This is a genomic window from Peribacillus sp. FSL P2-0133, from assembly GCF_037975445.1.
In the GTDB taxonomy this organism is placed as follows: domain Bacteria; phylum Bacillota; class Bacilli; order Bacillales; family DSM-1321; genus Peribacillus; species Peribacillus simplex_E.
Window position 1 is genome coordinate 5,465,856 of sequence record NZ_CP150254.1, and the last position, 25,752, is coordinate 5,491,607.

Consider the following 25,752-nt stretch of genomic DNA (forward strand, 5'->3'; position numbering starts at 1 on the left):
GTCTTTATATCAGCGATTTCACTTATTTTAATAATTCAGGACTTTTCCCCGGATTCATTCACACCACGTGATTCAATGGCCCGGGCATGAGCCTCTAGTCCTTCCATCCGTGCAAATGCTGCGATCTTTTCTGCATTTTTGCGGAAGGCTGTTTCACTATACATGATGACGCTCGATTTCTTTTGGAAATCATCCACATTCAGCGGGCTGGAAAAACGGGCAGTTCCATTTGTAGGCAACACATGGTTGGGACCTGCAAAATAATCCCCGACGGGCTCCGAACTAAAGCGGCCAATGAAGATTGCCCCGGCATGGCGGATTTTAGCCATGATTTCAAGTGCATCTTTAGCCACAATTTCCAAATGTTCCGGTGCAAGTTCATTAATCGCTTCAACAGCTTCTGCCATATTCCCGCATACAACGATTCGTCCGTAATCCCTTATGGATGCTGCAGCAATATCATGGCGTGGAAGTAACGCCACCTGCTTGGTCACTTCTGCTGCCACTTCTTCTGCAAGTGCCGTTGACGTCGTCACCAAAACACTGCATGCTCGGGCATCATGCTCCGCCTGTGATAGCAAGTCTGCCGCAACTTCTGCAGCGATGGCCGATTCATCCGCCAATATGGCTATTTCACTTGGTCCTGCTATCATATCAATGGCAACATCACCGAATACTTCACGCTTCGCTAACGCCACATATATATTTCCCGGACCCACTATTTTATCCACTTTCTTAATTGTTTCCGTCCCATAAGCGAGAGCAGCTATGGCCTGGGCCCCGCCAACTTTATAGATTTCCTTCACTCCGGCAATTCTGGCAGCTGCCAAAACCGCTGGCGATAATTTCCCATCTTTTCCTGGAGGTGAAACCATAACGATCCGTTCCACCCCCGCGGCCTTCGCAGGCAACACATTCATCAATACTGACGAAGGATATGCAGCTGTGCCTCCAGGTACATAAACACCTACAGCATCAAGAGGTGTCAATTTTTGTCCTAGCATCGTTCCCGTATCATCAGTCGTAAACCATGAATTTCGAATTTGTTTCTCGTGAAACATTCGAATATTATTTGCAGCTTCTTGAATAATATCAAGCTGCTCAGCAGATAAGGCCGCAGTCGCTTCTTCCATTTCCTGTTCCGATACAAGTAATTCCCCTGGACTGACACCATCGAAACGTTCGGTATAGGTATGTAAAGCGGCGTTTCCGCTTTTCCTGACATCATAAATAATATCCTGAACCGCTTTTCTTTGATCGGCAGTACCTGCTTCAACCGAGCGTTTCAGTGAAATCCCTTCAGCAAACCGTTCTATTTTCATACCTTCACCTCATTAGCGATTCTTTACTATTCAATAATTTCTGCTAGCCGTTCCACGATTTCGGTAATCCTTGCTTCTTTAATTCGATAGCTGACAGGGTTTGCTACCAGCCTCGAAGTCACATTGGCAATTTTCGCATATTCCACAAGACCGTTTTCCTTCAATGTCCGCCCCGTTGAAACGATATCGACGATTCGTTCAGCTAAACCGATTAACGGTGCTAACTCAATTGACCCATTCAACTTTATAATCTCAACTTGCTCCCCCTGCTCGCGAAAATAACTGGAAGCAACGTTCGGGTATTTACTGGCTATTTTGGGGGCGATGTCACTTATTTTCGTACCAGGCAATCCAGCTACAGCCAAGTAGCAGGCACTGATTTTCAAATCAAGTAACTCATAGACATCACGTTCTTCTTCTAACATGACATCCTTCCCTGCAATTCCAATGTCAGCGACACCGTGTTCCACATATGTTACGACATCCATCGGTTTTGCTAAAATGAACCGCAGATTCTCCTCTTCCACTTCAAGGATCAATTTCCGGGAATCATCAAACTCGGGAGGGAGACGAAAACCGGCCCTTCTTAACAGCTCTGCCGCTTCTTCAAATATTCTCCCTTTCGGCATGGCAATCGTTAAAAAGCTATTATTCATCTTTTCCATTCCCCCCATTCCCTACGAATAAATGAACTTCAGAAAATGTCCGTGTAAAAGCATCGACATTCTGGACGACCGTAATATCTTGAATCGTTACTATTTTCCCTTCGGCGCGTTTTTTTCTTGCAAATTGTATTGCTTCCAATCTCCGTTCGGGACTGAATAAAATGCATTCTGGCGCTACAGGCTGGATCGGCTCCCCAAGAGCTTCTGCAAGACGATCCACCCGGAGTGCAAAACCTGTGGCCGAAGCATTCCAGCCGAACTTCGCAAGCAGATTATCATACCGGCCGCCATTGCCGATTGGCGAACCCACTTGCCCGGCATACACTTCAAATAAAGTTCCCGTGTAATAACTCATATGACTGACCAATGTTAAGTCGAAGCTCACATATTGTTCAACGTCAAATTCTTTCAGCTGCGCAGACAATTCCTTCAGTTCAGCCAAAGAATCTTGCCCTTTATTATTTTCAACCAACCCTAGCGCCTTGTTCAGGGTTCCTTCATTGCCCCTTAATGAGGTAAATTCGATAAGCCGTTGTTTATCAATGGATGAAAGCGGTAGTGATTTAACATGCTCGCGATAACCGACATAATTTTTTTCATACAAAAACTTCCTTAATATAGAGGCTCTTTCCTCCGTACCTAGAATGCTTAAGAAAAATTCTTGCAGAAATCCGATATGTCCAATGGAAATCTTAAATTCCTGAAGCCCTGCAGCCTTTAGAGCATCCGCAAGCAGGGCAATCATTTCAGCATCGGCACTTATAGACTTATTTCCGATGCATTCAATCCCAATCTGTTCGAATTCTGCCGGCCTGCCTCCTTCACGCTGCTGTGCGCGGTATACATTCGCGGAATAGGCCAGGCGAAGCGGAATTTGCTGTTTTAACAGTTTGGATGCTGCGACGCGTGCAATGGGAGCTGTCATCTCGGGACGGAGTACGAGCGTATGCCCCTGGGAATCAAGAAGTTTAAACAACTGTTGATCCAAGATTGCCGAAGCATCGCCAATTGTTTCATAATATTCCAAAGCAGGCGTTTCAATAAATTGATAGCCCCACTTCTTGATTTCATCACTCATTTTATTTCTGGCCGACACTTTCGTTTCATACAGCACCGGCAATGTATCTCTCATGCCTAATGGTTTTTCAAACATAAATGGCTTTGTCACGACTGCACATCCTTTTGAAATTTTGATTACTATCTATATCCAATCGGTCCGCCTATGGGCAAAAACCGATGCACCCATTCCTAATTTTGTTTATCCCTTTATCTTTCCAAGGTTTCACGCTTAAATCCAAATTTCGGACAACATATAAAAATAGTATCAAATAAACTGACATAATAATATAAATAATCACAATATTCTACTAGAACACTTTAGTTCGCTAATATGGTAGTAGGTTGAAGTTATTAATAGTTTACCCCTGCCCCCACCTTACGTCAAGGAAAATATGCCTAATTCCATTACTTCAATACAACGGCGGTGTTGGATATTCTTCATGATCGTTTTAAGTCCAAATGGAAAGAGTTGTACCTTTTTACCCGAATATTTCTTACTATCTTTAGCCATTCATTGTTATTAATGTATACCTTTTGGTTTAGCTGTTTTATAATATTTAGGAGTTTGGTAATATTATAAAATTTTAGGGGGAAATGGGAGTGAAGAAATTTTTTTCATTTTTTGTGGCACTTATCGTTCTTTTTTCACTGGGTATAAGCGGAACGAAGGCTTTTGCGGCAACTAAGATCAACCAGGAAGAGCTTAATGCATACCTTTCTGAAGTTAGAATGACGCAAGAAGAATTGGAAGAGTATTTATCCTATTACGACTTATCATTGAATGAACTGAAATCGGTAGAAGAGTTGCGTGATACATTAGGACCGACCGTCACTCCTGAGACCATACAGAATCTACTTAAACAATATGAAATGACAGAAGCTGAACTTAAGGAATTATTAATAGAATACGGTGAACTGGAAGAGGGGGATTCCATCATCGATACCTTCCATTTCATTTACGACATTGAGGATATTATCGATTTAGAAATGGATTATGATGAGGAAGAGATGGAATATGATGATGAAGAGATCATCGATTTAATGGATGGTCTCTTTACTGAGATTGGCCTTACAGACGAAGAGCTGGACAGATTCATGAACCACCTTTTACCTATCGTCGAAGACCCTTCTTTTGAAGCTCGTTTAATGGCGATCTCCGATCGGATGGATCAACTCGAGTATTTTGAAACAATTGATGAATTATCTGCTGAACAAGTGGCAGAATTGCTTTCTATATATAATGATCTTCAAAGCTTGCTGCAAATTCAATTCAAATTCGCCTTAATTCAGGATGGTGTCACGACAAACCTATCCCTTGAGGCTTTATTCCAGCTTAAGGAATTGACGAATGCTAGTTTACTAGTTTCCATTTATGATTTAAACGGCAATTTTTTGCTAGATTTTACATTGACAGGTGAAATGATCGGTTCAGATTTAGTGAAAGAAACCGGTAATGACATTAAACAGTCCACTGAGGTCATTTCTAAAGTGGTTGAGGTAAAAAAAGAAAAGAAAAAACCCACAAAACCTGAACATAAAACGGAAAAAGGCGGAGTGCTTCCTAAAACGGCTGGTAATTACTTATTCGGTGCTTTAATCGGTTTAATGTTGATGGGTATCGCTTTCGGATTAATCAGAAAAGCGAGATTCACTAATTAAGATGAGCAAAAATAGGCAATCCAAGCATAAGAAAAAAACGTTACTTATCACTGCTGTTTGCATTTTAACCTTAGGTTTTTATTTTACAACTACAAATGCCTATACGCTGTTAAAAGGCTATGCCCTATATAAATGGAATAAATCTGACACATTGGAAGCGACGGCTAAGCTACCCGAACCGAAGACGAAAGCTGATATTCCCGTTGGGCTTGAACTATATGAAGAACGACCGGAGACAGGTGATTTGATGGGTGAGCTTTATATTCCAAAAATCGAGGCAACACTTCCAATTTATCACGGAACGGACGAAGATGAACTCGAAAAGGGCGTCGGTCATTATGCGGGGTCCGTCCTCCCCGGTGAAAAGGATAATTCCGTTTTATCCGGTCACCGAGATACAATTTTCAGAGATTTAGGTGAAGTCGGCGAAGGTGACTTGCTGATTGCCAAGACGGAAGCCGGTACGTTTACATATAAAGTGAGGAAGGTTCGTATCGTCGATGCAGATGACCGTACCGTGATCGTTCCCAAGCCTAAAGCCACACTTACAGTAACAACCTGCTATCCTTTTTCATATATTGGTAGTGCACCGGAACGATACGTATTGGTTGCCGATTTATTGAAATCGGAGATAGGTAAATGAGATGCGGGGCTGAAGTTATTCTGCCCCCTCTTCATAAATCTTTAATAGATGATAGGAGGACAGCTCAACATGGATGAACAGGCACAGCAAAGGTTTTTTCAAATTTTAAAAGAAACGTATGAAGCAACGGTGAACCAGGAAAATGTATCAATCAACGAAGTGATAGAGCATCTAAAGAGTGAACTGACTCCGTTATACCCAAAATGCCATTAAAAAGGACTTGCCACATATATGGGCAAGTCCTTTTTCATAAGGAAGTTTGCTGATCTCTCTCAAGCATTTCCTCTTTGGTATATATGATTTTCATTGGATTTCCCCCGACGAAAGCTCCCTCCGGAACATCCTTATGGACAAGCGTCCCCGCAGAGACAATCGCCCCATTACCAATTGAAAGTCCTGGAAGAATGGTCGAATTGGCTCCAATCAACACTTCATCACCAATGACTACATCTCCTAAACGATATTCATGAATCAAATATTCATGAGCAAGGATCGTCGTATTATATCCAATGACAGTATTCATTCCAACCGATATTTTTTCCGGAAACATCACATCCGGCATGACCATTAAGGCAAACGAAGTATGCTTTCCTACTTTCATATGTAAAAAAGTCTTGTATAGCCAATTCTTCATGCCCAGAAAAGGCGTATAACGCGCTAGCTGTATCACCACAAAATTCTTTACGACTTTCCAGAATGGAACGGTCTTATATACATGCCATAGTGAATTAGCCCCTTCAACTGGATAGCGGGACGTGCGTCTCATTTTCTAGCCTCCGTGAGTTTTTCAACCTCAACGATATTCAATATATCCGCCATCTGCTCAAGCATATAATCAGGGTGATAACTTTCCAAGAATTCACGGCCTTTAATGGACCATGAGACCCCTGCCGTTTTTGTACCTGTATTTTTACCGCCCATAATATCATGATAACTGTCACCAATCATGATCGCTTCTTCAGGAACCGAACCGAGTTGATTTAAAGCTTTTACCAAAGGCTCTGGGTCCGGCTTTGCCTTTTCTACTTCATCCAGTGTGACCACCACTTCAAAGAATTGATCCAGTTTACTTAAACGCAGGCCCTTTTCGACGACATCACGCTTCTTTGTCGTAACGACTGCCAATTTATAACCGCTCTGCTTCAACGTTTGAACGGTTTCATACACCCCGTCAAATTGTGTGACAAGCAAATCATGGTTCCTCCAATTATGCTCCCGATAGTAAGCGATCATTTCATCCACTTGTTTTGGATCAATGGAAGAAAAAGTATCGACCAAAGTCGGTCCGATAAATGGAATAATATCTTCCCGATTGAACTTTCCGGGACAAAAGTGGTTTAAAGTTTCCGTAAAAGAGGCGATGATCAATTCATTTGTATTGATCAACGTCCCATCAAGATCAAATAATAATGTAGTTATGTTACTGTTCATATACAGCTCCCTTTCTCTGTACCCTGTCAGTCCGATTCCATATATACGCAACGGCCATCGTTAAAACAATGGCAGTGAGTAGCCGAATAAGCAACAACGGCAAGACTGGAATCCCCAGCGGAATAAAAATCAGTGTGTCTTCTACAACAGCATGGCAGGCAACTAAAAAGATGAACGCAATCGTCATATCCTTCTTCGAAACATTATCTTCTTTAGCGGCTTGAATCATTACGCCCGCCCCATATGCCAAACCGAGAGTCAGGCCTGTAACGAAAGGCATGGAAGCATTCGGCTTCATCCCCAGGACCTTCATGAAGGGAGCCAGGGCTTTCGAGAAGGCTTCCAGCCATTTTAAATCTTTCATGATTTGAACCGCCACCATGAGCGGAATAACGATGACCGCCAGCTGACCGATTCCTGAAAGGGCTTGGAGGACACCATGTAGGAGGATTGCACCTGCTCCGTTAATCTCTGCAGCCTCCCCAATAGCCACTCCTTGGGCCATTTCAGATCCGCCCTGCCAGACAAGATTGATGACGATCGCTGATAAAAGGGCAAGCCCGATCCGTACTGTTAGGATGATCCACAGCTTGACACCGGTTTTCATCGCCACACCTGACTCGATCAATAAATTATGTGAAAAAGATAGCATCATAGCGATAATAAAAACTTCCTTCACAGTCAAATCAAGTGTTAATATGCCAGCGATCGCCGCGTATAAATTCAGGAAATTCCCTAACACAAGCGGAATTGCCGCATCCCCTGGAAGACCGATGAGATTCATCAAAGGCGCTATCAAGTTAATGATGTATGGCAATACAGGCGTATATTGAAGCACAGTGACGATCAAAGTGACTGGAAATATCACTTTCCCCAAAGACCAAGTTGTGTTCAAGCCTGAAAGAAGTCCCTTTTTAATCGAATCTACTATCACTATGCCCTCTCCCTTTACACATATTCCCTATGCATCTAAATATCGTTTGTTTGCATGCCCGCTGACCCTTCTATAGACCACTAAAGCAATGGCTACAACTACCAACACAATCGAGATCACTTGTGCGATACGCAGTGACTCCGTCAGCATCAAACTATCCGTCCGCAATCCTTCAATGTAATAACGGCCGATGGAATACCATATTACATAGGTTAAAAATAGTTCCCCCCTGCGCAAGTTCACTTTCCGTAAACTTAAGAGGATAATGACACCAGCGATATTCCAAATCGATTCATACAAAAAGGTCGGGTGATAGTACGTACCGTTTATGTACATTTGATTGATGATGAATTCAGGCAAATGCATATTTTCCAGGAATGATCTTGTTATTTCTCCCCCATGCGCTTCCTGATTCATGAAATTACCCCAACGGCCAATCGCCTGCCCCAACAATAAGCTCGGTGCAGCAATATCCGCCAGCTTCCAGAATGAGACTTTCTTGACCTTGGCAAAGACGATGGCAGTCAGCACCGATCCAATCAACGCACCATGTATGGCAATTCCGCCATTCCATATTTTTATGATATCCCCCGGGTTTTGTGAATAGTACTCCCATTGGAAGATCACATAATAAATACGGGCACAAATGATCGCGATTGGGACAGCAAACAAAATCATATCCGTAAATATTTCCTTATCAAGACCTCTTCGCTCTGATTCCCTCAAAGCGATAATAAGACCCAATAACACACCGAAACCGATGATCAGTCCATACCAATGTACCTGGATGGGGCCTAGATCTATCGCGATTGGATTCAGCGGCTGTATTCCTTGTTCCATTTTGTCCCCTCTTTTCCTATAACCTTTTAAAATTCATCATGTTCCGGATCTGCAATGGCATGGTTCAAGCGATCTGAAAACTGTTCCGCAGCATTTACACCCATTCGTTTCAGGCGGTAATTCATGGCTGCCACTTCAATGATAACTGCTAAATTTCGCCCTGGACGGACAGGTACGGTAATTTTCGTCACTTCCGTATCGATGATTTTCATTTTTTCTTCATCAAGACCAACCCGGTCATACTGCTTGTTTTTTTCCCATAGTTCCAGATTGATGACAATTGAGATCTTTTTATTGCTTCGGACTGCCCCAGCTCCAAAAAGTGTCATTACATTTATGATTCCCAATCCTCTTATTTCAAGAAGATGTTCGATTAAATCTGGGGCATTCCCTACTAGCGTATCTTGGTCTTCCTGCCTGATTTCGACGCAGTCATCGGCTACGAGACGATGACCCCGTTTCACCAATTCCAGGGCTGTCTCACTTTTACCGACTCCGCTTTTCCCGGTGATCAACACCCCTAACCCATAGATATCCACCAATACACCATGAACAGCAGTAGTTGGTGCCAACCTGCTTTCAAGGAAATTGGTCAGACGGCTGTATAACCTTGTTGTCTTCATATTAGATCTCATCACAGGAACGGATTCCCGCTCAGAAGCTTCGATCAATTCTATCGGCACTTCCTGACCACGCGTAATGATGATGCCTGGAGTAAAGTCCCTGCACAACTCTTCCATCCTCTGTATTCGCTCCGGTTCATTCAACCGATTAAAAAAGGACATCTCCGTCATACCTAAAAGCTGTACTCGATCCGCGGGATAATAATCAAAAAAACCGGCTATTTCAAGTCCGGGACGAGATAAATCACTCGTGACTATTGGTCGGTTAATTCCTTCTTCCCCACTGATAAGTTCTAGACCGAACGCTTCTACTATATCCTTTGTACGGACTTTTGCCATATATCTTTCCTCCTTTTGGAGCGTTGCTATTTTTCGAGATACTTTTTCTATTTTAGCATTTTTCTGTTAATAACCAAACAAAGCATTATCGATTTATTGTTTTTTTATTCACTGCACCCGGATTATGAAAGCGGGAAGGTCTCCGTGAACAGGAAAGAGATGAGATGAAACTACATGAATCCTAAGAAAGCCCGCAAGTTTATATTGGCGGGCTCACTTTGTACACAAAAGGCATCAGAAAACGTATCTTTCATCAAATGATGTTCCCAAACCAACTCCAAAGCAACACCTTCAACTCCTTAGTTATAATTTCTATCCAAATTGTACAAGCCCTAAAAAAATGTAGGCAAACTCGATTTTCACCGAGTTTGCCTACATTCAGAGCCCGCCAGTTATATCAGCGTGCTTTCTTTTTCTTCAGGAAACCGTTATCGCTGCCGTCTTGGTTTCTGCAAAAACATGGAGCACAGGAACCTCTTCCTTAACCGTCTTAAACTTAAGGACCTTCTGAACCACATCACTTTTCTCTTCGATGATGGTCATCCCTTCCAAAGTTACATTAAAGCTTCCTAAATTTGATTTCAACTCTCCTTCGATCGCCTTACCTGTTGGCAGGGTCAGCTGGACTTTTCCAGTGATTGACTTAGCATGGATCGAATCGCAATCCATCCCTGAATTCGTACAGATGATTTCCCCATTGAAAGTTTGGACATCCAATTTCTTGAAGTATCCATCGGCATTAATCGCTCCATTCAGGGTCTCGGCTTCCAAGTCATTAAAGTTGGTATCCGCAATGGTGATCATCCCGTTAGCTGTTTCAAGCTCACACGAATCACCCGTACCCTGCATGATATGAATGGCACCATTCGCCGTCTTCGCTTTAAGGTTCTCTGATTTCAATGATTCAGTCGTGATTGCGCCATTGAACATCCTTATATGGATATCCTCATATTCCTTCCTTGGAATGTACATGATCGTATCAACCTTTATGGATTTTTCACGAACCTTGAACCTCAATTTTCCATTTTCAATAGTGAAATCGACTTCTTCCAAAAAGTTCTTCCTAGCTTCTTCTATATCTTCCACACGGTATACCTTAGCTTCGCATTCAACCCTGACATCATTATGGTCCCATGCGGCGATTTTTATTTTCCCATTTGCTATATCCACATCAACTTCATTCAGGAAATCATGATCATGCTGGAAAATATGACTGACCTCCACAGATTTCCCAAAATTGAAATCAAGGTCCGTTTCTTTGATTTTCTTAAAAGCACTTTCAACGAAATCAATAATCTTTTCTTTCGATGACTGGATATTCTTCTTAAACGTATCCTGAGTGCTTCCCTCGCTTTTCTTATCCACGACTACCGTCGATAATTCATTTTGCAATTTCTGCTCTTTAGCTTCACTTTCCTGACTGGCTTTATCTAATTCTTCCAATAAGCCCATGGCTTCTTCCGCTGATAACTTTCCATCCTGAATCATTTCTAAGATTTTCTTTCTTTCCTCCTGCATGAACATTCCTCGCTTTCTTCTATCATTTTATTCATACATACGCCCAGATATCTAAAAAGTTTCATAAATACCGTTTTTCCCATCATTCGACAAAGGGAAATGACAATTTCCGAAAAGGGAGATGTATGATTTCCCCGGAAATATCTTGTTTTCCTATTCTTTAATCAAATGATTGATTAAATGCGCACCGTCATTTTTCTACAAAAAAACAAGCCTGATGGCTTGTTCCAGACTGTAGATAAACTTGAAGAAAAGCCGGTTTGCCTACAGTTTTTTATAATAACCGTTCCAAATGATTTCAGAAATCCGCTCCCTTTCCGCCGACTGTCTGCCAAGCCTCCTCGACGCAAGCGCCTGTGGGGTCTTGGCTAGCCAGTTATTCGGCAGGAGTGTTGCAAATTTCTTCAATCCAATAAGGATTACAGTTAAAAAACATGAAGGATAATCTAGTCTTATCTTAAAATCATGTCTCGGGATGACGTTCCGAACCTCTGATTGTAGACAGATTCTAAGAAAAGCCGGTTTGCCTACAGTTTTTTATAAAAACCATTCCAATTGATTTCAGAAATCCGCTCTTTTTCCGCCGACTGTCTGCCAAGCCTCCTCGACGCAAGCGCCTGTGGGGTCTTGGCTAGCCAGTTATTCGGCAGGAGTGTCGCAAATTTCTTCAATCCAATGGATTACAGTAAAAAAACATGAAGGATAATCTAGTCTTTTTTTTAATGATGGTTCGGAATGAGACCGTTCCGAACCCCCTTTTTTCTACAAACAGAAACAAGCCTGATGGCTTGTTCTTTTAAGCATGTTCATGCTGAGTTTCTTTTTCTTCAATCCAATTTTCCATACGAATTTGATCACGGGTAAGTACAGGTTTTAAGTATTTTCCCGTATACGATTCGGAAACTTCACATATTTTTTCAGGTGTTCCATAAGTGACGATTGTTCCGCCCTTATCTCCGCCTTCCGGTCCCAGGTCAATAATATGGTCCGCCGTCTTGATGACATCCAGATTATGCTCGATCACCAGAACTGTATCCCCATTGTCAACCAGCCGCTGCAGAACCTGGAGCAGCCTTGCTATATCGTGGACATGAAGTCCGGTAGTTGGTTCATCCAAGATATAAAAGGAGCGCCCAGTGGAACGGCGATGCAATTCAGAAGCAAGTTTCACCCTTTGCGCTTCACCGCCTGATAAAGTGGTAGCAGGCTGTCCAAGCTTGATATAACCCAAACCAACATCATAAATCGTTTGTAGCTTCCGTTTGATTTTTGGGATATTTTCAAAGAAACTAACGCCTTCCTCAACTGTCATATCGAGGATGTCGGAAATGTTTTTCCCTTTATATTTCACTTCAAGAGTTTCCCGGTTATAACGTTTCCCATGACAGATTTCACATGGGACATAGACATCTGGAAGAAAATGCATTTCAATCTTGATAATGCCATCACCTCGGCATGCTTCACAACGGCCGCCCTTCACATTGAAACTGAACCTTCCTTTTTTATAACCGCGGATTTTCGCTTCATTAGTCGAGGCAAATACATCACGAACATCATCGAATACACCCGTGTAGGTAGCTGGATTCGATCGTGGGGTTCTGCCGATCGGTGATTGATCAATATCAATGACTTTATCTAAATGCTCAATTCCCTTGATCTCACGGAAATCGCCTGGTCTGGCTTTTGCCCTATTCAGCTTTTGAGCCAACGATTTATGGAGGATCTCATTCACTAATGTACTTTTCCCTGATCCAGAGACTCCTGTAACGGCTGTAAAGACTCCAAGTGGGAATTTCACATTAACGTTTTTCAAATTATTTTCCTTGGCACCTTTTATTTCAATGACACGGCCATCATTTTTCCGGCGTTCCAATGGCAATGGAATGAATTTCTTCCCTGCTAAATATTGGCCCGTTAAGGATTTAGGGTTATTCATGACCTCTTCCGGAGTACCAGCGGCCACTATTTCCCCTCCATGCGCTCCTGCTCCAGGACCAACATCAATCAAATAGTCCGCAGCAATCATCGTATCTTCATCATGCTCGACAACAATCAGGGTGTTCCCGATTTCGCGCATATTCTTCAATGTTTCGATCAATCGATCGTTATCCCTCTGATGCAGCCCTATTGAAGGTTCATCCAAAATATAGAGTACTCCCGTCAATCGGGAACCGATCTGCGTAGCCAATCGTATACGCTGCGCTTCACCGCCTGATAATGTTCCCGCTGCCCTGCTCAACGTCAAATATTCCAAACCTACATTAGCCAGGAAACCGAGCCGCTCACGAATTTCACGTAAAATCAATCTCGCAATTGCAGCTTCCTTTTCAGTCAAATCAAGCTCATCGAAAAATACTAACGCATCTTCCACTGATAAAGCTGTCGTTTCACTTATATGGACCCCTTGAATGAGCACGGAAAGACTCTCTTTTTTTAATCGATGACCCTTACAGGTCGGACAGTGATGTTCTGACATATATTTCTGCATTTGCTCACGAATATAGTCTGAACTCGTCTCCTTGAAGCGCCTTTCGATGTTTCTTAACACTCCTTCAAAAGGAATATATCCTTCTTGCACTCTTCCAAAATCATTTTTATAGCGGAAATGAATCTTATCTTTACCTGAACCAAGCAAGACCTTATCCATCTTCTCTTCCGGTAAATCTTTAACGGGCACATCCATATCTATCCCATAATGGTTGGCTACCGCTTCAAGGAGCTGCGGATAATATTGAGAACTCGTCGGCTCCCATGGTGCAATCGCATGTTGGCGGAGGCTTAATTCGTTATTCGGGATGACCAGATCACGGTCCACCTCAAGCCTCGCCCCCAAGCCATCACAATCTGGGCATGCCCCAAATGGGCTATTGAAGGAGAACATTCTCGGCTCTAACTCTTCAATCGAAAATCCGCAGTATGGACAAGCATGATGTTCACTGAACAGCAGCTCTTCCTCACCCATGACGTCAATGATGACTTTGCCTTCGCCAAGCTGCAAAGCACTTTCCAATGAATCTGCGAGCCGCGCCATGATACCCTCTTTAATGACGATCCGGTCTATGATGACTTCAATTGAATGCTTTTTATTCTTTTCGAGAGTGATCTCCTCGCTGAGATCATGCATTTCCCCATTCACACGAATGCGGACATATCCTTGTTTCTTAACTTCCTCCAAGACTTTTGCATGTGTCCCTTTTCTGCCCGAGACAAGCGGTGCCAATACCTGAAGCTTGGTTCGTTCAGGGTAATCAAGAATGCGGTCCACCATTTGCTCAATCGTTTGTGAGGTGATTTCAATATTATGGATCGGACAGGTCGGCCTGCCGACCCGTGCAAATAACAGCCTTAAATAATCATAGATCTCCGTAACAGTCCCTACGGTTGAACGAGGATTTCGACTGGTCGTTTTCTGGTCTATGGAAATGGCTGGTGACAAACCTTCGATCGCATCGACATCCGGTTTATCCACTTGGCCTAAGAATTGACGAGCATAAGCGGACAGTGATTCTACATAACGTCTTTGCCCTTCTGCATAAATCGTATCAAAAGCCAAGGAAGACTTTCCAGATCCGGATAATCCGGTCAGTACAACAAGTTTGTCTCTCGGTATCGTGATATCAATATTCTTTAAATTGTTGGCCCTGGCGCCTTTTATCACAATTTTATCCATTGCCATGTTTCGTCACCCTTCCGCTTTCAACTCTAGTAATAAATCACGCAGCTCGGCAGCTCGCTCGAAATCCAGTGCCTTTGCCGCTTCCTTCATTTCTTTTTCCATGCTCTCCATCACTTTTAAACGCTCTTTTTTAGGGAGCTTCGCGAGGCTTGGTGCAAGGTCTTCTTTATACTCTTCGCCTTCTTCGGCTACATGAGTCGCCCTTATGGAGTCACGGATATCCTTTTGAATGGTTTGAGGCATTATTCCATGCTCTTTATTATAATCTTCCTGGATTTCACGGCGCCGCCTCGTTTCATTGATGGCAAGTTCCATCGAATTCGTGATGCGGTCTGCATACATGATGACGTGACCGTTGGCATTACGGGCTGCACGGCCCATTGTTTGAATAAGCGAACGTTCCGAGCGAAGGAACCCTTCCTTATCGGCATCCAGAATGGTCACCAACGACACTTCCGGTATATCCAGGCCTTCCCTTAAAAGGTTGATTCCAACGAGTACATCATATTTGCCCATTCGAAGTTCCCGGATGATTTCTATCCTTTCCAAGGTCTTCACTTCCGAATGAAGATATTGGACCTTGATGCCGATTTCCTTTAAATAATCAGTTAAATCTTCGGACATCTTTTTCGTCAAGGTCGTAATGAGCACACGCTCGTTCTTTTTGACGCGCTCCTGTATTTCACCGATCATGTCATCTATCTGCCCTTCAATCGGCCGCACTTCTACCGTCGGATCCAGCAATCCGGTAGGACGGATGATCTGCTGAACCATTTCTGGCGTATGTTCGAGTTCATATGGTCCCGGAGTTGCAGAAACGAATATGGATTGATGTACCTTTTTTTCAAATTCTTCAAATCTTAGCGGGCGGTTATCTTTTGCAGACGGCAGACGGAAGCCATGATCGACGAGCACTTGCTTCCGCGCCTGATCTCCATTGAACATTCCGCGGATTTGCGAAAGGGTTACGTGTGATTCGTCCACGACCAATAGGAAGTCCTCTGGAAAGTAATCCATTAAAGTGTATGGTGTCGCACCTGAGGGACGAAGGGTTAAATGGCGGGAATAGTTCTCGATCCCTGAACAAAAGCCCATTTCCCGCATCATTTCCAAATCATAACGGGTCCGCTGCTCCAAGCGCTGTGCTTCAAGGAGTTTTTCATCTTCCCTTAATTCCTTCAATCGCTCTTCCAGTTCCGTTTCGATATTTTGAATGGCTATCCGCATTTTCTCTTCGCGGGTTACGAAGTGGGAAGCCGGGAAAATCGCGATATGTTCCCGTTCACCAGTAATTTCACCAGTCAGGGCATCGACTTCACGGATGCGGTCAATCTCATCCCCGAAAAACTCGACCCGTACGCAATGTTCATCACGTGAAGCCGGGAAAATTTCGACCACGTCGCCGCGAACGCGGAAGGTCCCCCGTTGGAAAGCAATATCATTCCTCTCATATTGAATATCCACGAGTCTGTGCAGCAAGGCATTCCGGTCTATTTCCATGCCTGTTCGGAGGGAAACAACCATCTCCCCGTACTCTTCAGGGGAACCGAGCCCATATATGCACGAAACACTGGCAATGATGATGACATCTTTCCTTTCGAACAAAGATGAGGTTGCCGAGTGACGCAGTTTATCGATTTCATCATTGATGCTTGCATCTTTTTCGATGAATGTATCCGTGGATGGAACATAAGCCTCTGGCTGGTAGTAATCATAATAGCTAACGAAGTATTCAACGGCATTATTAGGGAAGAACTCTTTGAACTCACTGTAAAGCTGCCCTGCCAACGTTTTATTGTGGGCAATGACAAGAGTCGGTTTATTGATTCTTTGAATCACATTGGAAACGGTGAACGTTTTCCCTGTCCCCGTTGCCCCCAATAGCGTCTGCATTTCCTTGCCTTCCTTAATCCCTTCGACCAGCATTTCAATCGCTGCCGGTTGATCTCCTTGAGGAGAGTATTTTGAGACTAACTCAAACTTATCCTTCACCAAGCATAGCCTCCTATTGAAATATTTTTATATGAAAACGGGACATGCCTATATCCCTTCTATTTATTCCGGTTTAATAAAGCATATATACACATTCTACCACATTAGCCTTAAAACAAACCAGCAATAAGCGAACATCCATTCTATTTTTGTTTTATGGAATTCATGATGTGTTGAGGGGAATGACATGTTTGAGTACAAAAAAAGCACCTTTAGTGTCAGGCGCTCTTGGATGTACGTTTCATCATTCTTTTTGATAACCAAAATCCAACTGTCAGGGATAAGGCATCGACGATGATCAATAAGTTTGTATGCGTATAACCTTTATATGCAGAAGCTGTAATCAAGGCAACAGTTAAAACAAGGCCCACGACATTGTTATAGGTGACTCTTGAAAATAGCATGACAAGTAGACAAGGAAGGAAAAGGGCAGAAAGAATTTTAATCATTTTTTCATCTCCTTTATAAGAGAAAAATAGAGTAGTTTCAGTTTAAATGATTATCAAGTTTTTTGCCAATCAATTTCCTACTTGATTTTCAAGGCATCATCAGAAGAGCATTCCACATATCCTCCAATTATGCCCATAAAAAAAAGAGGCAAACCCCTTTAAAGGGAAGTTTGCTTCTTTTCAGCCCACTCAATATGGATCCGCTTCATGTCCTTTTCTAACGGCGTCCTCAGGGTTATCCGTCCCACCCAGAGGTTTTGAAGAGTCCGTATGTTCAGAAGCCGCGGCCAGTCCCTCTTTCAATCTGCGGCCATACTCTTCATCGGCCTCTTCGGCAAGAGCTATCATTTTTTCCTGAATGCGCTTGTCGGCAGGAGCCAATGCCGCCACTAAATTGGAAATTAAATCGTCTTTTTCCCAATCCTCGAATTCACGGAATGTTTCACCAGCCTGTTTCGTATTGTTTTGGCGATCGATTGTCTCACGAACAAGTTTCCCTTCCACCATAGGTGTATACTCCTTGCCCGTCTGCTTGGCTTCTTTCAAGCCGCCGACAGTTGATGGTTCGTAGTTGATGTGGGGGCTTTGGCTGCCTCTGCCAACTTCATATTGCATCTGTCCGCCAGTCTGATTCGTGGCTGTTGGTTTCTTTGGAGCATTAATCGGCAATTGCAGATAATTCGCACCAACACGGTGGCGCTGTGTATCGGAATAAGAGAATGTACGTCCCTGTAACATCTTGTCATCAGAAAAGTCCAGTCCATCCACTAGGACACCGGTGCCGAATGCAGCCTGTTCTACTTCAGTGAAATAGTCTTCAGGGTTTTTATTCAAAACCATCGTACCGACATGCAGCCATGGGAACTCATCTTTCGGCCAGATTTTCGTATCATCCAGCGGATCAAAATCCAACTCAGGATGATCATCATCACTCATGATCTGTACGTTGAGATCCCATTCAGGATAGTCCCCGCGTTCGATCGCTTCATATAGATCCTGTGTGGCATGATTGAAATTCGTAGCTTGAATTTCATTTGCCTCTTGCTGTGTCAGGTTCTTGATCCCTTGTTTCGGTTCCCAATGATACTTGACAAGCACCGCTTTCCCTTCCTCATTGACCCATTTATAAGTATTGACCCCTGACCCTTGCATCATGCGGTAGTTAGCTGGAATGCCCCATGGGGAAAACACAAAGGTAATCATATGGAATGTTTCAGGTGAGCTCGAGCAAAAATCGAAAATCCTCCTGCCGTCCTGAATGTTCGTGACCGGATCGGGTTTGAAGGCATGAATCAAATCCGGGAATTTCATGGCATCACGGATAAAGAAAATTTTCAGGTTATTGCCTACAAGATCCCAGTTTCCATCCTCCGTATAAAATTTAACCGCAAATCCCCTGGGATCACGTAACGTTTCCGGGGACGTCCCTCCATGAATAACAGATGAAAATCTCACGAATACCGGGGTTTTTTTACCTTCTTCCTGAAAAACCTTCGCTCTCGTATATTTTGAAATAGGCTCTTCCCCCGCTTTACCGGTCGGAACGAAATAACCATGTGCACCTGCACCACGGGCGTGCACCACCCGTTCAGGGATACGCTCCCTATCGAAGTGGCTGATCTTTTCCAGGAAATCATAGTTCTCAAGTGTACTAGGTCCTCTGTTTCCTACAGTTCTAAGACTCTGGTTATTCGTTACCGGGTGCCCTTGCCTGTTCGTTAATGTTTCTTTCGATTCATCATTTGGTTTTTTGGATTTATCAGACAAAAATATACCTCCTCTGTTAATAAAAGCCACAATACTAGTATACTTTCCCCTTTTCCCTATATTTCACTCTTCAATCTTCAAATTTAATTGAAATTAGTTAAATTCCCCCTATATATCGCTGATCATATGTTTATGCCATTAACAACTGGTGTAAATCATATAATGATAAGTAAGCTTTGAAGCATTTAGTAGAAACATGGAGGAAGCATACCCATTTTTGTATATGACAACAGCGCTCCATTATAATGAACTAAGGATAAAATATTCAAAAAGCGGGGTGCCTTCATTGGACGAATCAATTTTAGGAAGACTTGGCAGGATGATGACTGGAAAAACCGGTCGTTGGGTTGTCATTGCTGTATGGATAATTGCAGCAATCGCATTAACCTTCACATTGCCTGCCGTAAATGATCGAACAGCAAATAATGCCGCAGACTTGCCCGAAGACTCACCTTCTGTCATGGCTGATGAACTTATTAAAGAAGAGTTTCCAAAATCCTCTGGATTACCTGCCCTCCTTACATGGCATCGGGAAAGTGGACTGACAGAGGCCGACTTGGCTGAAATCCAGTACCTTTCCAAAGAACTGACAGATAACCCATTGACACAGCAATCTTTTTTACCGCCGCTTCATGAAATTCCGTTGCCTGCTCTTCAAGGATCGGTTTCAGAAGATGGAACGACTTTCGTACAGCCGCTTTTCTTTAAAGAAAAGACCGAGACTGAAATTCTCGAAAAAAATCTTGAAAGCATTAATGAGAAAGTATCGGAACGCATTGGATCTGACCCATTCAAGGTCCCGACAGATTCAGATGAATTATCCCTTCGAGTGACAGGCCCTGTAGGAATATCCGTCGATGCAACCGGTTTATTTTCAGGTGCTGATTTCAAATTGCTATTAGCGACAGTAATACTTGTACTTGTCGTCTTATTACTTATTTACCGCTCCCCGCTTTTAGCCATCATTCCTCTAATCGGAGTAGGCTTCGCCTATATTGTCACGAGCCCTATTCTTGGATTCATGGCAGACCATGGTTGGATTACAGTCGATTCACAGGCAATTTCAATAATGACCGTATTATTATTCGGTGCCGGAACGGATTATTGTCTATTTTTAATTTCTCACTACAGAAGTGAATTAAGGAATCATGAAAGCAAACGGAAAGCCATGATCGCCGCATTTAAAGATTCATCAGGCGCCATTGCGATGAGCGGACTTACGATCGTCATCTCCCTGCTAACATTGCTTGTAGCCAAATACGGAGCCTACCACCGTTTCGCTGTACCATTCAGCTTGTCCATTTTAATCATGATGCTGGCAGCTTTAACACTTGTACCGGCATTGCTTTCTGTATTCGGAAGGGCTTCCTTCTTCCCGATCGTTCCGCGTACTCCTGAAATGGAAGAAGCACGGGCTAAGAAAAAGGGAAAAGCCGTCAAAAAGCATAAAGGTGGCCGCATCGGTAAATGGCTTGGTCATATCGTCACGACCAAGCCATGGACTGTCATTCTTACATGCCTGATCATCTTCAGTGTTTTAGCTGGATATTCTTCACAAATAAAATATTCATATGATATTCTCTCTTCCTTCCCTGAAGATATGAACTCCCGTGAAGGCTATTCTGTCATTTCCGACTCGTACTCACCGGGCGAACTGGCACCAGCCACAGTGGTTATCGATACGGATGGTGAAGATATCGATTTAGCGCCGGCATTAGAGAGGATGAATATTGTTGAAAGTGTTGCCGATCCAGTCACAAGTAAATCCAATAAAGATCTGCAATCCTACGACGTCACATTCAACTTGAACCCATATGCTATCGAGGCCATTGATTCCATTCCGGAAATCCGCACAATGGCGGAGAAAGAATTGAAGGCCGCCAATATATCTTCCGTTGATGAAAAGGTTTGGATTGGCGGGCAAACTGCGACGCAATTCGATAAAAGGGATACCGTAAAATCCGATGAGTTCATGATCATCCCGATCATCATCGTCCTGATTTCCCTGCTCCTCTTAGCCTACTTGCGATCTGTGACAGCCATGGTGTATTTAATGGGGACAGTCATTCTCTCATTCTTTGCAGCAATGGGCTTAGGTTGGATAATCCTGCACTATTTCATGGGTGTCGATGCCATAGAGGGGACAATTCCACTTTATTCTTTCGTATTCCTGGTTGCGCTTGGAGAGGATTATAACATTTTCATGGTTTCAAGCATTTGGCGTAAGAAAGAAACGATGCCAATCCAGCAGGCCATCAGAAAGGGCGTTGCCGAAACAAGCGGTGTCATCACTTCGGCCGGAATAATCTTGGCAGCGACTTTTTCCGTTCTAGCCACACTTCCGATTCAAGTATTGGTTCAATTCGGGCTCATTACTGCTCTTGGTGTGTTAATGGACACATTCATTGTGCGCCCGTTCCTTGTTCCTGCAATCACCGCCCTACTTGGCCGCCGTGCTTTTTGGCCGAGTAAAGTGACCAATCATGAAGAGAAAGAACATGTCAATTAATTAAGGTGTCAGCTTTATTCTCCTTTCTAAGAGAAAACCCTGTGCTCCATAAATGCACAGGGTTTGAGTTTGTAGACAAAAGGGTTTTACCTAAAATTTTAAAACAAAGTTGATTGGAACGGAAGGTGCGAGACTCTTGCGGGAAAAGCACGTCGAGGGGAGACCCCGCAGGCGCAAGGCGCCAAGGAGGCTCCCGGACCGCCCGCGGAAAGCGAGTGCCTGGAGTGGAAATCGACGTTCGAGGTTTTATAAACCTTCATAAAAACTAAGACAAACTTGATTTTCATCGAGTTTGTATACAGTCTGAAAACCCTGTGCTCCATAAATGCACAGGGTTTTTCATGTTTTCAAAATTAAGGAAAACTTTCAGTTGACACTATTGCTTCCACCTCTTATAATTACATTAAGTTAAGATATCTCAAATTAAAGATATATAAATTCAAGATTAATAATCAGGAGGAATAAACATGACAAATACAAAATGGACAGTCGACCCGACTCACAGTGCTATTGAATTTTCCGTAAAACATATGATGATCGCAAAAGTAAAAGGAAGTTTTAATAAGTTCGATGCAAGCATTCTAGCAAACCCATTGGATCTAACAACTGCAGAAATCGATTTTACCGTTGATGTGGCCAGTATTGACACACGCAATGCAGACCGGGATAATCACTTGCGTTCCGCTGACTTCTTTGATGTAGAAAACAATCCTACTTTAACATTCAAATCAACAAAAATCGTGAAAACGGATGAAGATGAATACGATGTAACCGGAAATGTGACTCTTAATGGAATCACACAAGAAGAAACTTTCAGCATCACCTTCGAAGGCCAAGGGAAAGATCCATGGGGAAATGAAAAAGCTGGATTTAGCGGAAAAGGGAAAGTCAAACGCAGTGATTATGGGCTAACCTATAACGCGGCATTAGAAACAGGCGGCGTACTGATCGGCGATCAAATCACGCTTACCATTGAAATCGAAGCAGCTAAAGAAGCTTAATGAAAAGAAGCAGCAGCCATCCCTAGGATGACTGCTGCTTTCTACAATTATCGGATTTACGAATTCCTCGTTTTATATAGTAAATAAATGAAGTATGGTGCCCCGATGCTCGCTGTGAAGACACCAGCCGGTATTTCCAAAGGTGAGAATAAGGTCCGTCCAATTAAATCCGCCACCATAACCAGGATGCCACCAAGCAAAGCTGAAGTGGGCAGTAACACTCCAAAACTCGAGCCAACCAGCCTTCTGGCCATGTGGGGTGCCATTAATCCCACAAATCCTATTCCGCCGGCAAATGCCGTGGAACCACCAATCAAGGCCGTGCTGATCATCAATAATGCAAACCGCTGTTTTTGGACATGTCCCCCAAGCCCCGTTGCAAGGTCATCGCCTAGCTCCTGTAAATTAATATTCCTGGCATACAGGAAGGCTATTAACAGGAATAGAATCGTCCATGGTGCCAGTACAGCGATATTATTCCAGGTGGAGTTAGACACTGACCCCGTGATCCAAAGGTTGGCCTGGCTCGCTTGATAGACTGGGCCAAGAATCATCATCATCGTAGTGAGTGCCTTCATTAAAGCCATCACCCCAATCCCGATCAACACAAGCCTTATCGGGGGAACTCCATTTTTCCAGGCTAAAGAATAAACAAGAAAGGCCACGACCGTCGCCCCAATGAATGCAGCTAACGGCAGCCAATTGATGCTCACCGTTAAAGAATGATTCTTATCGCTAAAAATGGCCAGGAATCCAACGACCGCTACAGTCGCTCCTCCTGTTATCCCCAAGATATCCGGCGAAGCAAGCGGATTTCGAATCATCCCTTGAAGGATTCCTCCAGCTACTGCAAGGCCCATCCCTACTAACAGGGCAACAATTATTCTAGGCAGGCGGAAAGATTGGATAATAAGCCGATCGCTCTCCGTCCCCCCTCCAATAAAGACCTGGAGGACACTTAACGGATTTATATTCATTTCACCCACTCCAGTACTGATCACAAACACTAGTGAAGTGACTAAAAATAATATGAAAATCACGATCATAGCTTTTTTATCCATCAAGAATGATATTTTTTCATTAAATAAACGAAAGCTCTTATATGACTTCATCGGCCGCTGAACCCCTTTCTAGCTATGTAAATAAAGAATGGGGTCCCGATTATGGCTGTCATGACTCCAACCGGAACTTCTCGAGGCATCAGGATATACCTGGATATGACGTCGGCTGCAATCAAAAGCACCGCCCCGAAAAGCCCAGAGAACGGAATCAACCAGCGATGATCGATGCCAACTATAGAACGGGTAAGATGCGGAACGACGATTCCTATAAAGCCAATCGGACCCGCAACCGCCACTGATCCGCCAGCGAGCAGTATAATTGCCAGCCCCAGGACCAGTTTAAGGAAAACTATATTCAGTCCAAGGCCTTTTGCAACATCTTCACCCATTGATAACACATTCATTTTACCGGACATAATCAAGGCAAGGCCCCAACCTACGACAAGATAAGGCAGGACGGCAATTAAATTGTCTAAACTTCTGCCGGAAACCGATCCAGCAAGCCAGAACAAAACTTGATCTAATAGTGCCTCATTGGAAACAAGAAGACCTTGTGTAAGTGAAGCTACCATGGCCGTCATGGCTGCACCAGCCAATGTCAGCTTCATCGGTGTTAAGCCGCCGCGTCCCATGCTTCCAATCATATATATGCTTATCGCGGCTATGGCCGCCCCTATGAATGACAGCCATGTGAATACTTGAAGATTGCTTATCCCAAAAACGGTGACCCCAGTGACAACCGCCAATCCCGCCCCGGCGTTGACCCCGAATATATCTGGAGAGGCCAGGGGGTTTTTAGTTAGCGTTTGCATCAAAACCCCCGAGATGGCTAAACTTGCACCAATTGCCGAAGCGATCAGGGCACGCGGAAGTCTTACTGATTGAATGACAATGTGTTCATTGGTCCCATTGAAATGGGTAAAAGCATCGATGGCCATTTTCCAGGTTGTATCTGTATAACCGTATACAATGCTTGAGCACAGTAAAAACAGCAGCAAAATAATGGTAATGAACAGCCCCATCCATTTCTGCCATGTATATTTTAATAACATATCCAGTTACCTTTCCAATCACGTTTGTATAGTAATATTTTACTGGTGGTAATGGGATTATGTCAACGAATTTGAGAATCATTTTCATTTATATATTGACAGAAAAGTATATTCATTTTATGATGATGCTGTTAAGTGCGAATGATTATCATTTGCTGAAAAATTGGGAGGGATACATAGATGTTTAGATTTAAGTCATTATTAACGATTTTTACAATATTTGCAGTCTTTCTTCTAGCAGCTTGCGGGAATTCGGATGATAAAGCCGATGGAAATAAAGCTGAAGACAAGAAAGAAGATAAAAGTTACACAATTGAGCATGCCATGGGCACTACCGAGTTGAAAGAAACGCCTAAAAGGGTGGTCGTTTTAACAAATGAAGGTACTGAGGCATTGCTTGCTTTAGGAATTAAACCTGTTGGTGCCGTTCAATCATGGCTTGGTGACCCTTGGTACGACCATATTAAAGATGATATGGATGGGGTCGAAGTTGTTGGGGTTGAACATGAAGTTAACTTAGAAAAAATCGCATCACTGAAGCCTGACTTGATTATCGGAAGCAAGATACGCCAAGAGGCTGTATATGATAAATTAAGTGCAATCGCCCCTACCGTCTTTTCGGAAACGCTTAGAGGAGATTGGAAAGAAAACTTTAAACTATATGCAAAAGCCGTTAACCTTGAAGATAAAGGGAACGACGTAATTGCAGAATTCGATAAACACACAGAAGATCTTAAAGCTAAATTGGGTGATAAAGTAAATCAAGAAGTTTCCATTGTTCGTTTCATGGCTGGAACTACTCGTATTTATTACACAGATTCATTCTCTGGAGTGATTTTCGATCAATTAGGATTTAAACGTGCAGAACAACAGAAGGAACTTTTCACTGCAGACAATAAATTAGGTAACCTTGCCATTGAGGTTGGGAAAGAAGTCATCCCTAAAATGGATGGAGATCTTCTCTTCTACTTCACGTACGCTCCTGAAGGGGACAAACAGGCCCTAAGCACAGCAAAAGAATGGACTAATGATCCACTTTGGAAAAACCTTGATGCAGTTAAAAATGGAAAAGCTTATGAGGTTAGCGACGCTACTTGGAATACAGCTGGCGGGGTAATTGCAGCTAATAAAATGCTGGACGATATAGAAAAAATCATGCTTGAAAAGTAATAAATTAGGATTGCGATCCTACTGAAAACGGCCTTTCTCGAT

General features: G+C 43.2%; 22 protein-coding genes. 7 read left to right on the forward strand and 15 right to left on the reverse strand.

Translation table 11 applies throughout. From position 1 onward, the window contains the following. Positions 1 to 35: 35 nt before the first annotated feature. Genes hisD through MKY17_RS26510 form a run of 3 tightly spaced genes read right to left on the reverse strand, consistent with a single transcriptional unit; the run spans position 36 to position 3,155 of the window. A complete protein-coding gene (gene hisD / locus MKY17_RS26500) occupies positions 36 to 1,322 on the reverse strand; it encodes a histidinol dehydrogenase (RefSeq protein ID WP_098371556.1) in 1,287 nt (428 codons plus the stop codon). Between the two features lie 26 nt (positions 1,323 to 1,348). Continuing rightward, on the reverse strand, positions 1,349 to 1,978 hold the full coding sequence (hisG, locus tag MKY17_RS26505; RefSeq protein ID WP_034311625.1) for an ATP phosphoribosyltransferase: 630 nt from the start codon (positions 1,976 to 1,978) through the stop codon (positions 1,349 to 1,351). After that, positions 1,971 to 3,155, reverse strand: a complete 1,185-nt coding sequence (locus MKY17_RS26510; RefSeq protein WP_098371557.1) for an ATP phosphoribosyltransferase regulatory subunit — start codon at positions 3,153 to 3,155, stop codon at positions 1,971 to 1,973. Before MKY17_RS26510 ends, hisG begins: the two co-directional genes overlap by 8 nt. Positions 3,156 to 3,646: 491 nt before the next feature. Between MKY17_RS26510 and MKY17_RS26515 the strand changes: the two genes are divergently transcribed. The 3 genes from MKY17_RS26515 (at position 3,647) to MKY17_RS26525 (ending at position 5,561) form a co-directional block, all read left to right on the forward strand. Then, the gene (locus MKY17_RS26515) at positions 3,647 to 4,705 is read left to right on the forward strand and encodes a processed acidic surface protein (RefSeq protein ID WP_179891061.1); all 1,059 of its coding nucleotides are present in this window, start codon (positions 3,647 to 3,649) and stop codon (positions 4,703 to 4,705) included. A 1-nt stretch (position 4,706) separates the two neighbouring features. Then, a complete protein-coding gene (locus tag MKY17_RS26520; RefSeq protein WP_179891062.1) occupies positions 4,707 to 5,348 on the forward strand; it encodes a class D sortase in 642 nt (213 codons plus the stop codon). A 69-nt stretch (positions 5,349 to 5,417) separates the two neighbouring features. Continuing rightward, positions 5,418 to 5,561, forward strand: coding sequence for a hypothetical protein (locus tag MKY17_RS26525; RefSeq protein ID WP_179891063.1), 144 nt, complete (start codon positions 5,418 to 5,420; stop codon positions 5,559 to 5,561). Positions 5,562 to 5,595: 34 nt separating this feature from the next. Here the strand turns inward: MKY17_RS26525 and MKY17_RS26530 are convergent, their stop codons facing one another. The 10 genes from MKY17_RS26530 to MKY17_RS26575 all read right to left on the reverse strand — a co-directional run bounded on the left by MKY17_RS26530 (position 5,596) and on the right by MKY17_RS26575 (position 18,917). Further along, positions 5,596 to 6,114, reverse strand: coding sequence for an acyltransferase (locus tag MKY17_RS26530; RefSeq protein WP_098371560.1), 519 nt, complete (start codon positions 6,112 to 6,114; stop codon positions 5,596 to 5,598). Next, on the reverse strand, positions 6,111 to 6,779 hold the full coding sequence (gene ppaX, locus MKY17_RS26535) for a pyrophosphatase PpaX (RefSeq protein WP_098371561.1): 669 nt from the start codon (positions 6,777 to 6,779) through the stop codon (positions 6,111 to 6,113). Before ppaX ends, MKY17_RS26530 begins: the two co-directional genes overlap by 4 nt. Beyond that, entirely contained in the window at positions 6,769 to 7,713 is a 945-nt protein-coding gene (locus MKY17_RS26540; protein WP_098371562.1) for a nucleoside recognition domain-containing protein, read from the reverse strand. The genes ppaX and MKY17_RS26540 overlap by 11 nt, the downstream gene beginning before the upstream one ends. 27 nt (positions 7,714 to 7,740) lie before the next feature. Further along, complete coding sequence (gene lgt, locus MKY17_RS26545) at positions 7,741 to 8,553, reverse strand: prolipoprotein diacylglyceryl transferase (RefSeq protein WP_098371563.1); 813 nt, start codon at positions 8,551 to 8,553, stop codon at positions 7,741 to 7,743. 26 nt (positions 8,554 to 8,579) lie between these two features. Next, positions 8,580 to 9,515, reverse strand: coding sequence for an HPr(Ser) kinase/phosphatase (hprK, locus tag MKY17_RS26550; protein WP_076368260.1), 936 nt, complete (start codon positions 9,513 to 9,515; stop codon positions 8,580 to 8,582). Positions 9,516 to 9,932: 417 nt separating this feature from the next. Continuing rightward, positions 9,933 to 11,033, reverse strand: a complete 1,101-nt coding sequence (locus MKY17_RS26555; RefSeq protein WP_098371663.1) for a DUF4097 domain-containing protein — start codon at positions 11,031 to 11,033, stop codon at positions 9,933 to 9,935. Positions 11,034 to 11,829: 796 nt separating this feature from the next. After that, positions 11,830 to 14,709, reverse strand: coding sequence for an excinuclease ABC subunit UvrA (gene uvrA, locus MKY17_RS26560; protein ID WP_098371564.1), 2,880 nt, complete (start codon positions 14,707 to 14,709; stop codon positions 11,830 to 11,832). A gap of 6 nt (positions 14,710 to 14,715) precedes the next feature. Next, positions 14,716 to 16,701, reverse strand: coding sequence for an excinuclease ABC subunit UvrB (gene uvrB / locus MKY17_RS26565; protein ID WP_098371664.1), 1,986 nt, complete (start codon positions 16,699 to 16,701; stop codon positions 14,716 to 14,718). A gap of 218 nt (positions 16,702 to 16,919) precedes the next feature. Next, on the reverse strand, positions 16,920 to 17,150 hold the full coding sequence (locus MKY17_RS26570; protein ID WP_034309928.1) for a CsbA family protein: 231 nt from the start codon (positions 17,148 to 17,150) through the stop codon (positions 16,920 to 16,922). A gap of 189 nt (positions 17,151 to 17,339) precedes the next feature. Continuing rightward, entirely contained in the window at positions 17,340 to 18,917 is a 1,578-nt protein-coding gene (locus tag MKY17_RS26575; RefSeq protein WP_179891064.1) for a catalase, read from the reverse strand. A 319-nt stretch (positions 18,918 to 19,236) separates the two neighbouring features. Between MKY17_RS26575 and MKY17_RS26580 the strand changes: the two genes are divergently transcribed. Together MKY17_RS26580 and MKY17_RS26585 are read left to right on the forward strand one after the other, a co-directional pair. Further along, the gene (locus MKY17_RS26580) at positions 19,237 to 21,426 is read left to right on the forward strand and encodes an MMPL family transporter (RefSeq protein WP_286177042.1); all 2,190 of its coding nucleotides are present in this window, start codon (positions 19,237 to 19,239) and stop codon (positions 21,424 to 21,426) included. A gap of 467 nt (positions 21,427 to 21,893) precedes the next feature. Next, the gene (locus MKY17_RS26585) at positions 21,894 to 22,427 is read left to right on the forward strand and encodes a YceI family protein (protein WP_098371566.1); all 534 of its coding nucleotides are present in this window, start codon (positions 21,894 to 21,896) and stop codon (positions 22,425 to 22,427) included. Positions 22,428 to 22,483: 56 nt separating this feature from the next. Here the strand turns inward: MKY17_RS26585 and MKY17_RS26590 are convergent, their stop codons facing one another. Both MKY17_RS26590 and MKY17_RS26595 read right to left on the reverse strand, forming a co-directional pair. Beyond that, the gene (locus MKY17_RS26590) at positions 22,484 to 23,539 is read right to left on the reverse strand and encodes an iron ABC transporter permease (protein ID WP_098371567.1); all 1,056 of its coding nucleotides are present in this window, start codon (positions 23,537 to 23,539) and stop codon (positions 22,484 to 22,486) included. Next, complete coding sequence (locus MKY17_RS26595) at positions 23,536 to 24,540, reverse strand: iron ABC transporter permease (RefSeq protein WP_098371568.1); 1,005 nt, start codon at positions 24,538 to 24,540, stop codon at positions 23,536 to 23,538. Before MKY17_RS26595 ends, MKY17_RS26590 begins: the two co-directional genes overlap by 4 nt. A gap of 59 nt (positions 24,541 to 24,599) precedes the next feature. Here MKY17_RS26595 and MKY17_RS26600 point away from each other — a divergent pair, with 59 nt between their 5' ends. Both MKY17_RS26600 and MKY17_RS26605 read left to right on the forward strand, forming a co-directional pair. Continuing rightward, entirely contained in the window at positions 24,600 to 24,728 is a 129-nt protein-coding gene (locus MKY17_RS26600) for a hypothetical protein (RefSeq protein WP_339201110.1), read from the forward strand. Then, positions 24,721 to 25,710 (forward strand): iron-siderophore ABC transporter substrate-binding protein, encoded by a 990-nt coding sequence (locus tag MKY17_RS26605; RefSeq protein WP_098371569.1) that lies wholly within the window; start codon positions 24,721 to 24,723, stop codon positions 25,708 to 25,710. The genes MKY17_RS26600 and MKY17_RS26605 overlap by 8 nt, the downstream gene beginning before the upstream one ends. Positions 25,711 to 25,752 lie beyond the last annotated feature (42 nt).

Bases quoted from the DNA above. Each gene is read 5' to 3' on its own strand.
- hisD (WP_098371556.1), bottom strand. From the start codon at position 1,322: ATGAAAATAGAACGGTTTGCTGAAGGGATTTCACTGAAACGCTCGGTT.
- hisG (WP_034311625.1), bottom strand. From the start codon at position 1,978: ATGAATAATAGCTTTTTAACGATTGCCATGCCGAAAGGGAGAATATTT.
- MKY17_RS26520 (WP_179891062.1), top strand. From the start codon at position 4,707: ATGAGCAAAAATAGGCAATCCAAGCATAAGAAAAAAACGTTACTTATC.
- MKY17_RS26525 (WP_179891063.1), top strand. From the start codon at position 5,418: ATGGATGAACAGGCACAGCAAAGGTTTTTTCAAATTTTAAAAGAAACG.
- MKY17_RS26530 (WP_098371560.1), bottom strand. From the start codon at position 6,114: ATGAGACGCACGTCCCGCTATCCAGTTGAAGGGGCTAATTCACTATGG.
- ppaX (WP_098371561.1), bottom strand. From the start codon at position 6,779: ATGAACAGTAACATAACTACATTATTATTTGATCTTGATGGGACGTTG.
- lgt (WP_098371563.1), bottom strand. From the start codon at position 8,553: ATGGAACAAGGAATACAGCCGCTGAATCCAATCGCGATAGATCTAGGC.
- hprK (WP_076368260.1), bottom strand. From the start codon at position 9,515: ATGGCAAAAGTCCGTACAAAGGATATAGTAGAAGCGTTCGGTCTAGAA.
- MKY17_RS26555 (WP_098371663.1), bottom strand. From the start codon at position 11,033: ATGCAGGAGGAAAGAAAGAAAATCTTAGAAATGATTCAGGATGGAAAG.
- uvrA (WP_098371564.1), bottom strand. From the start codon at position 14,709: ATGGCAATGGATAAAATTGTGATAAAAGGCGCCAGGGCCAACAATTTA.
- MKY17_RS26570 (WP_034309928.1), bottom strand. From the start codon at position 17,150: ATGATTAAAATTCTTTCTGCCCTTTTCCTTCCTTGTCTACTTGTCATG.
- MKY17_RS26580 (WP_286177042.1), top strand. From the start codon at position 19,237: ATGATGACTGGAAAAACCGGTCGTTGGGTTGTCATTGCTGTATGGATA.
- MKY17_RS26585 (WP_098371566.1), top strand. From the start codon at position 21,894: ATGACAAATACAAAATGGACAGTCGACCCGACTCACAGTGCTATTGAA.
- MKY17_RS26590 (WP_098371567.1), bottom strand. From the start codon at position 23,539: ATGAAGTCATATAAGAGCTTTCGTTTATTTAATGAAAAAATATCATTC.
- MKY17_RS26595 (WP_098371568.1), bottom strand. From the start codon at position 24,540: ATGTTATTAAAATATACATGGCAGAAATGGATGGGGCTGTTCATTACC.
- MKY17_RS26600 (WP_339201110.1), top strand. From the start codon at position 24,600: ATGTCAACGAATTTGAGAATCATTTTCATTTATATATTGACAGAAAAG.
- MKY17_RS26605 (WP_098371569.1), top strand. From the start codon at position 24,721: ATGTTTAGATTTAAGTCATTATTAACGATTTTTACAATATTTGCAGTC.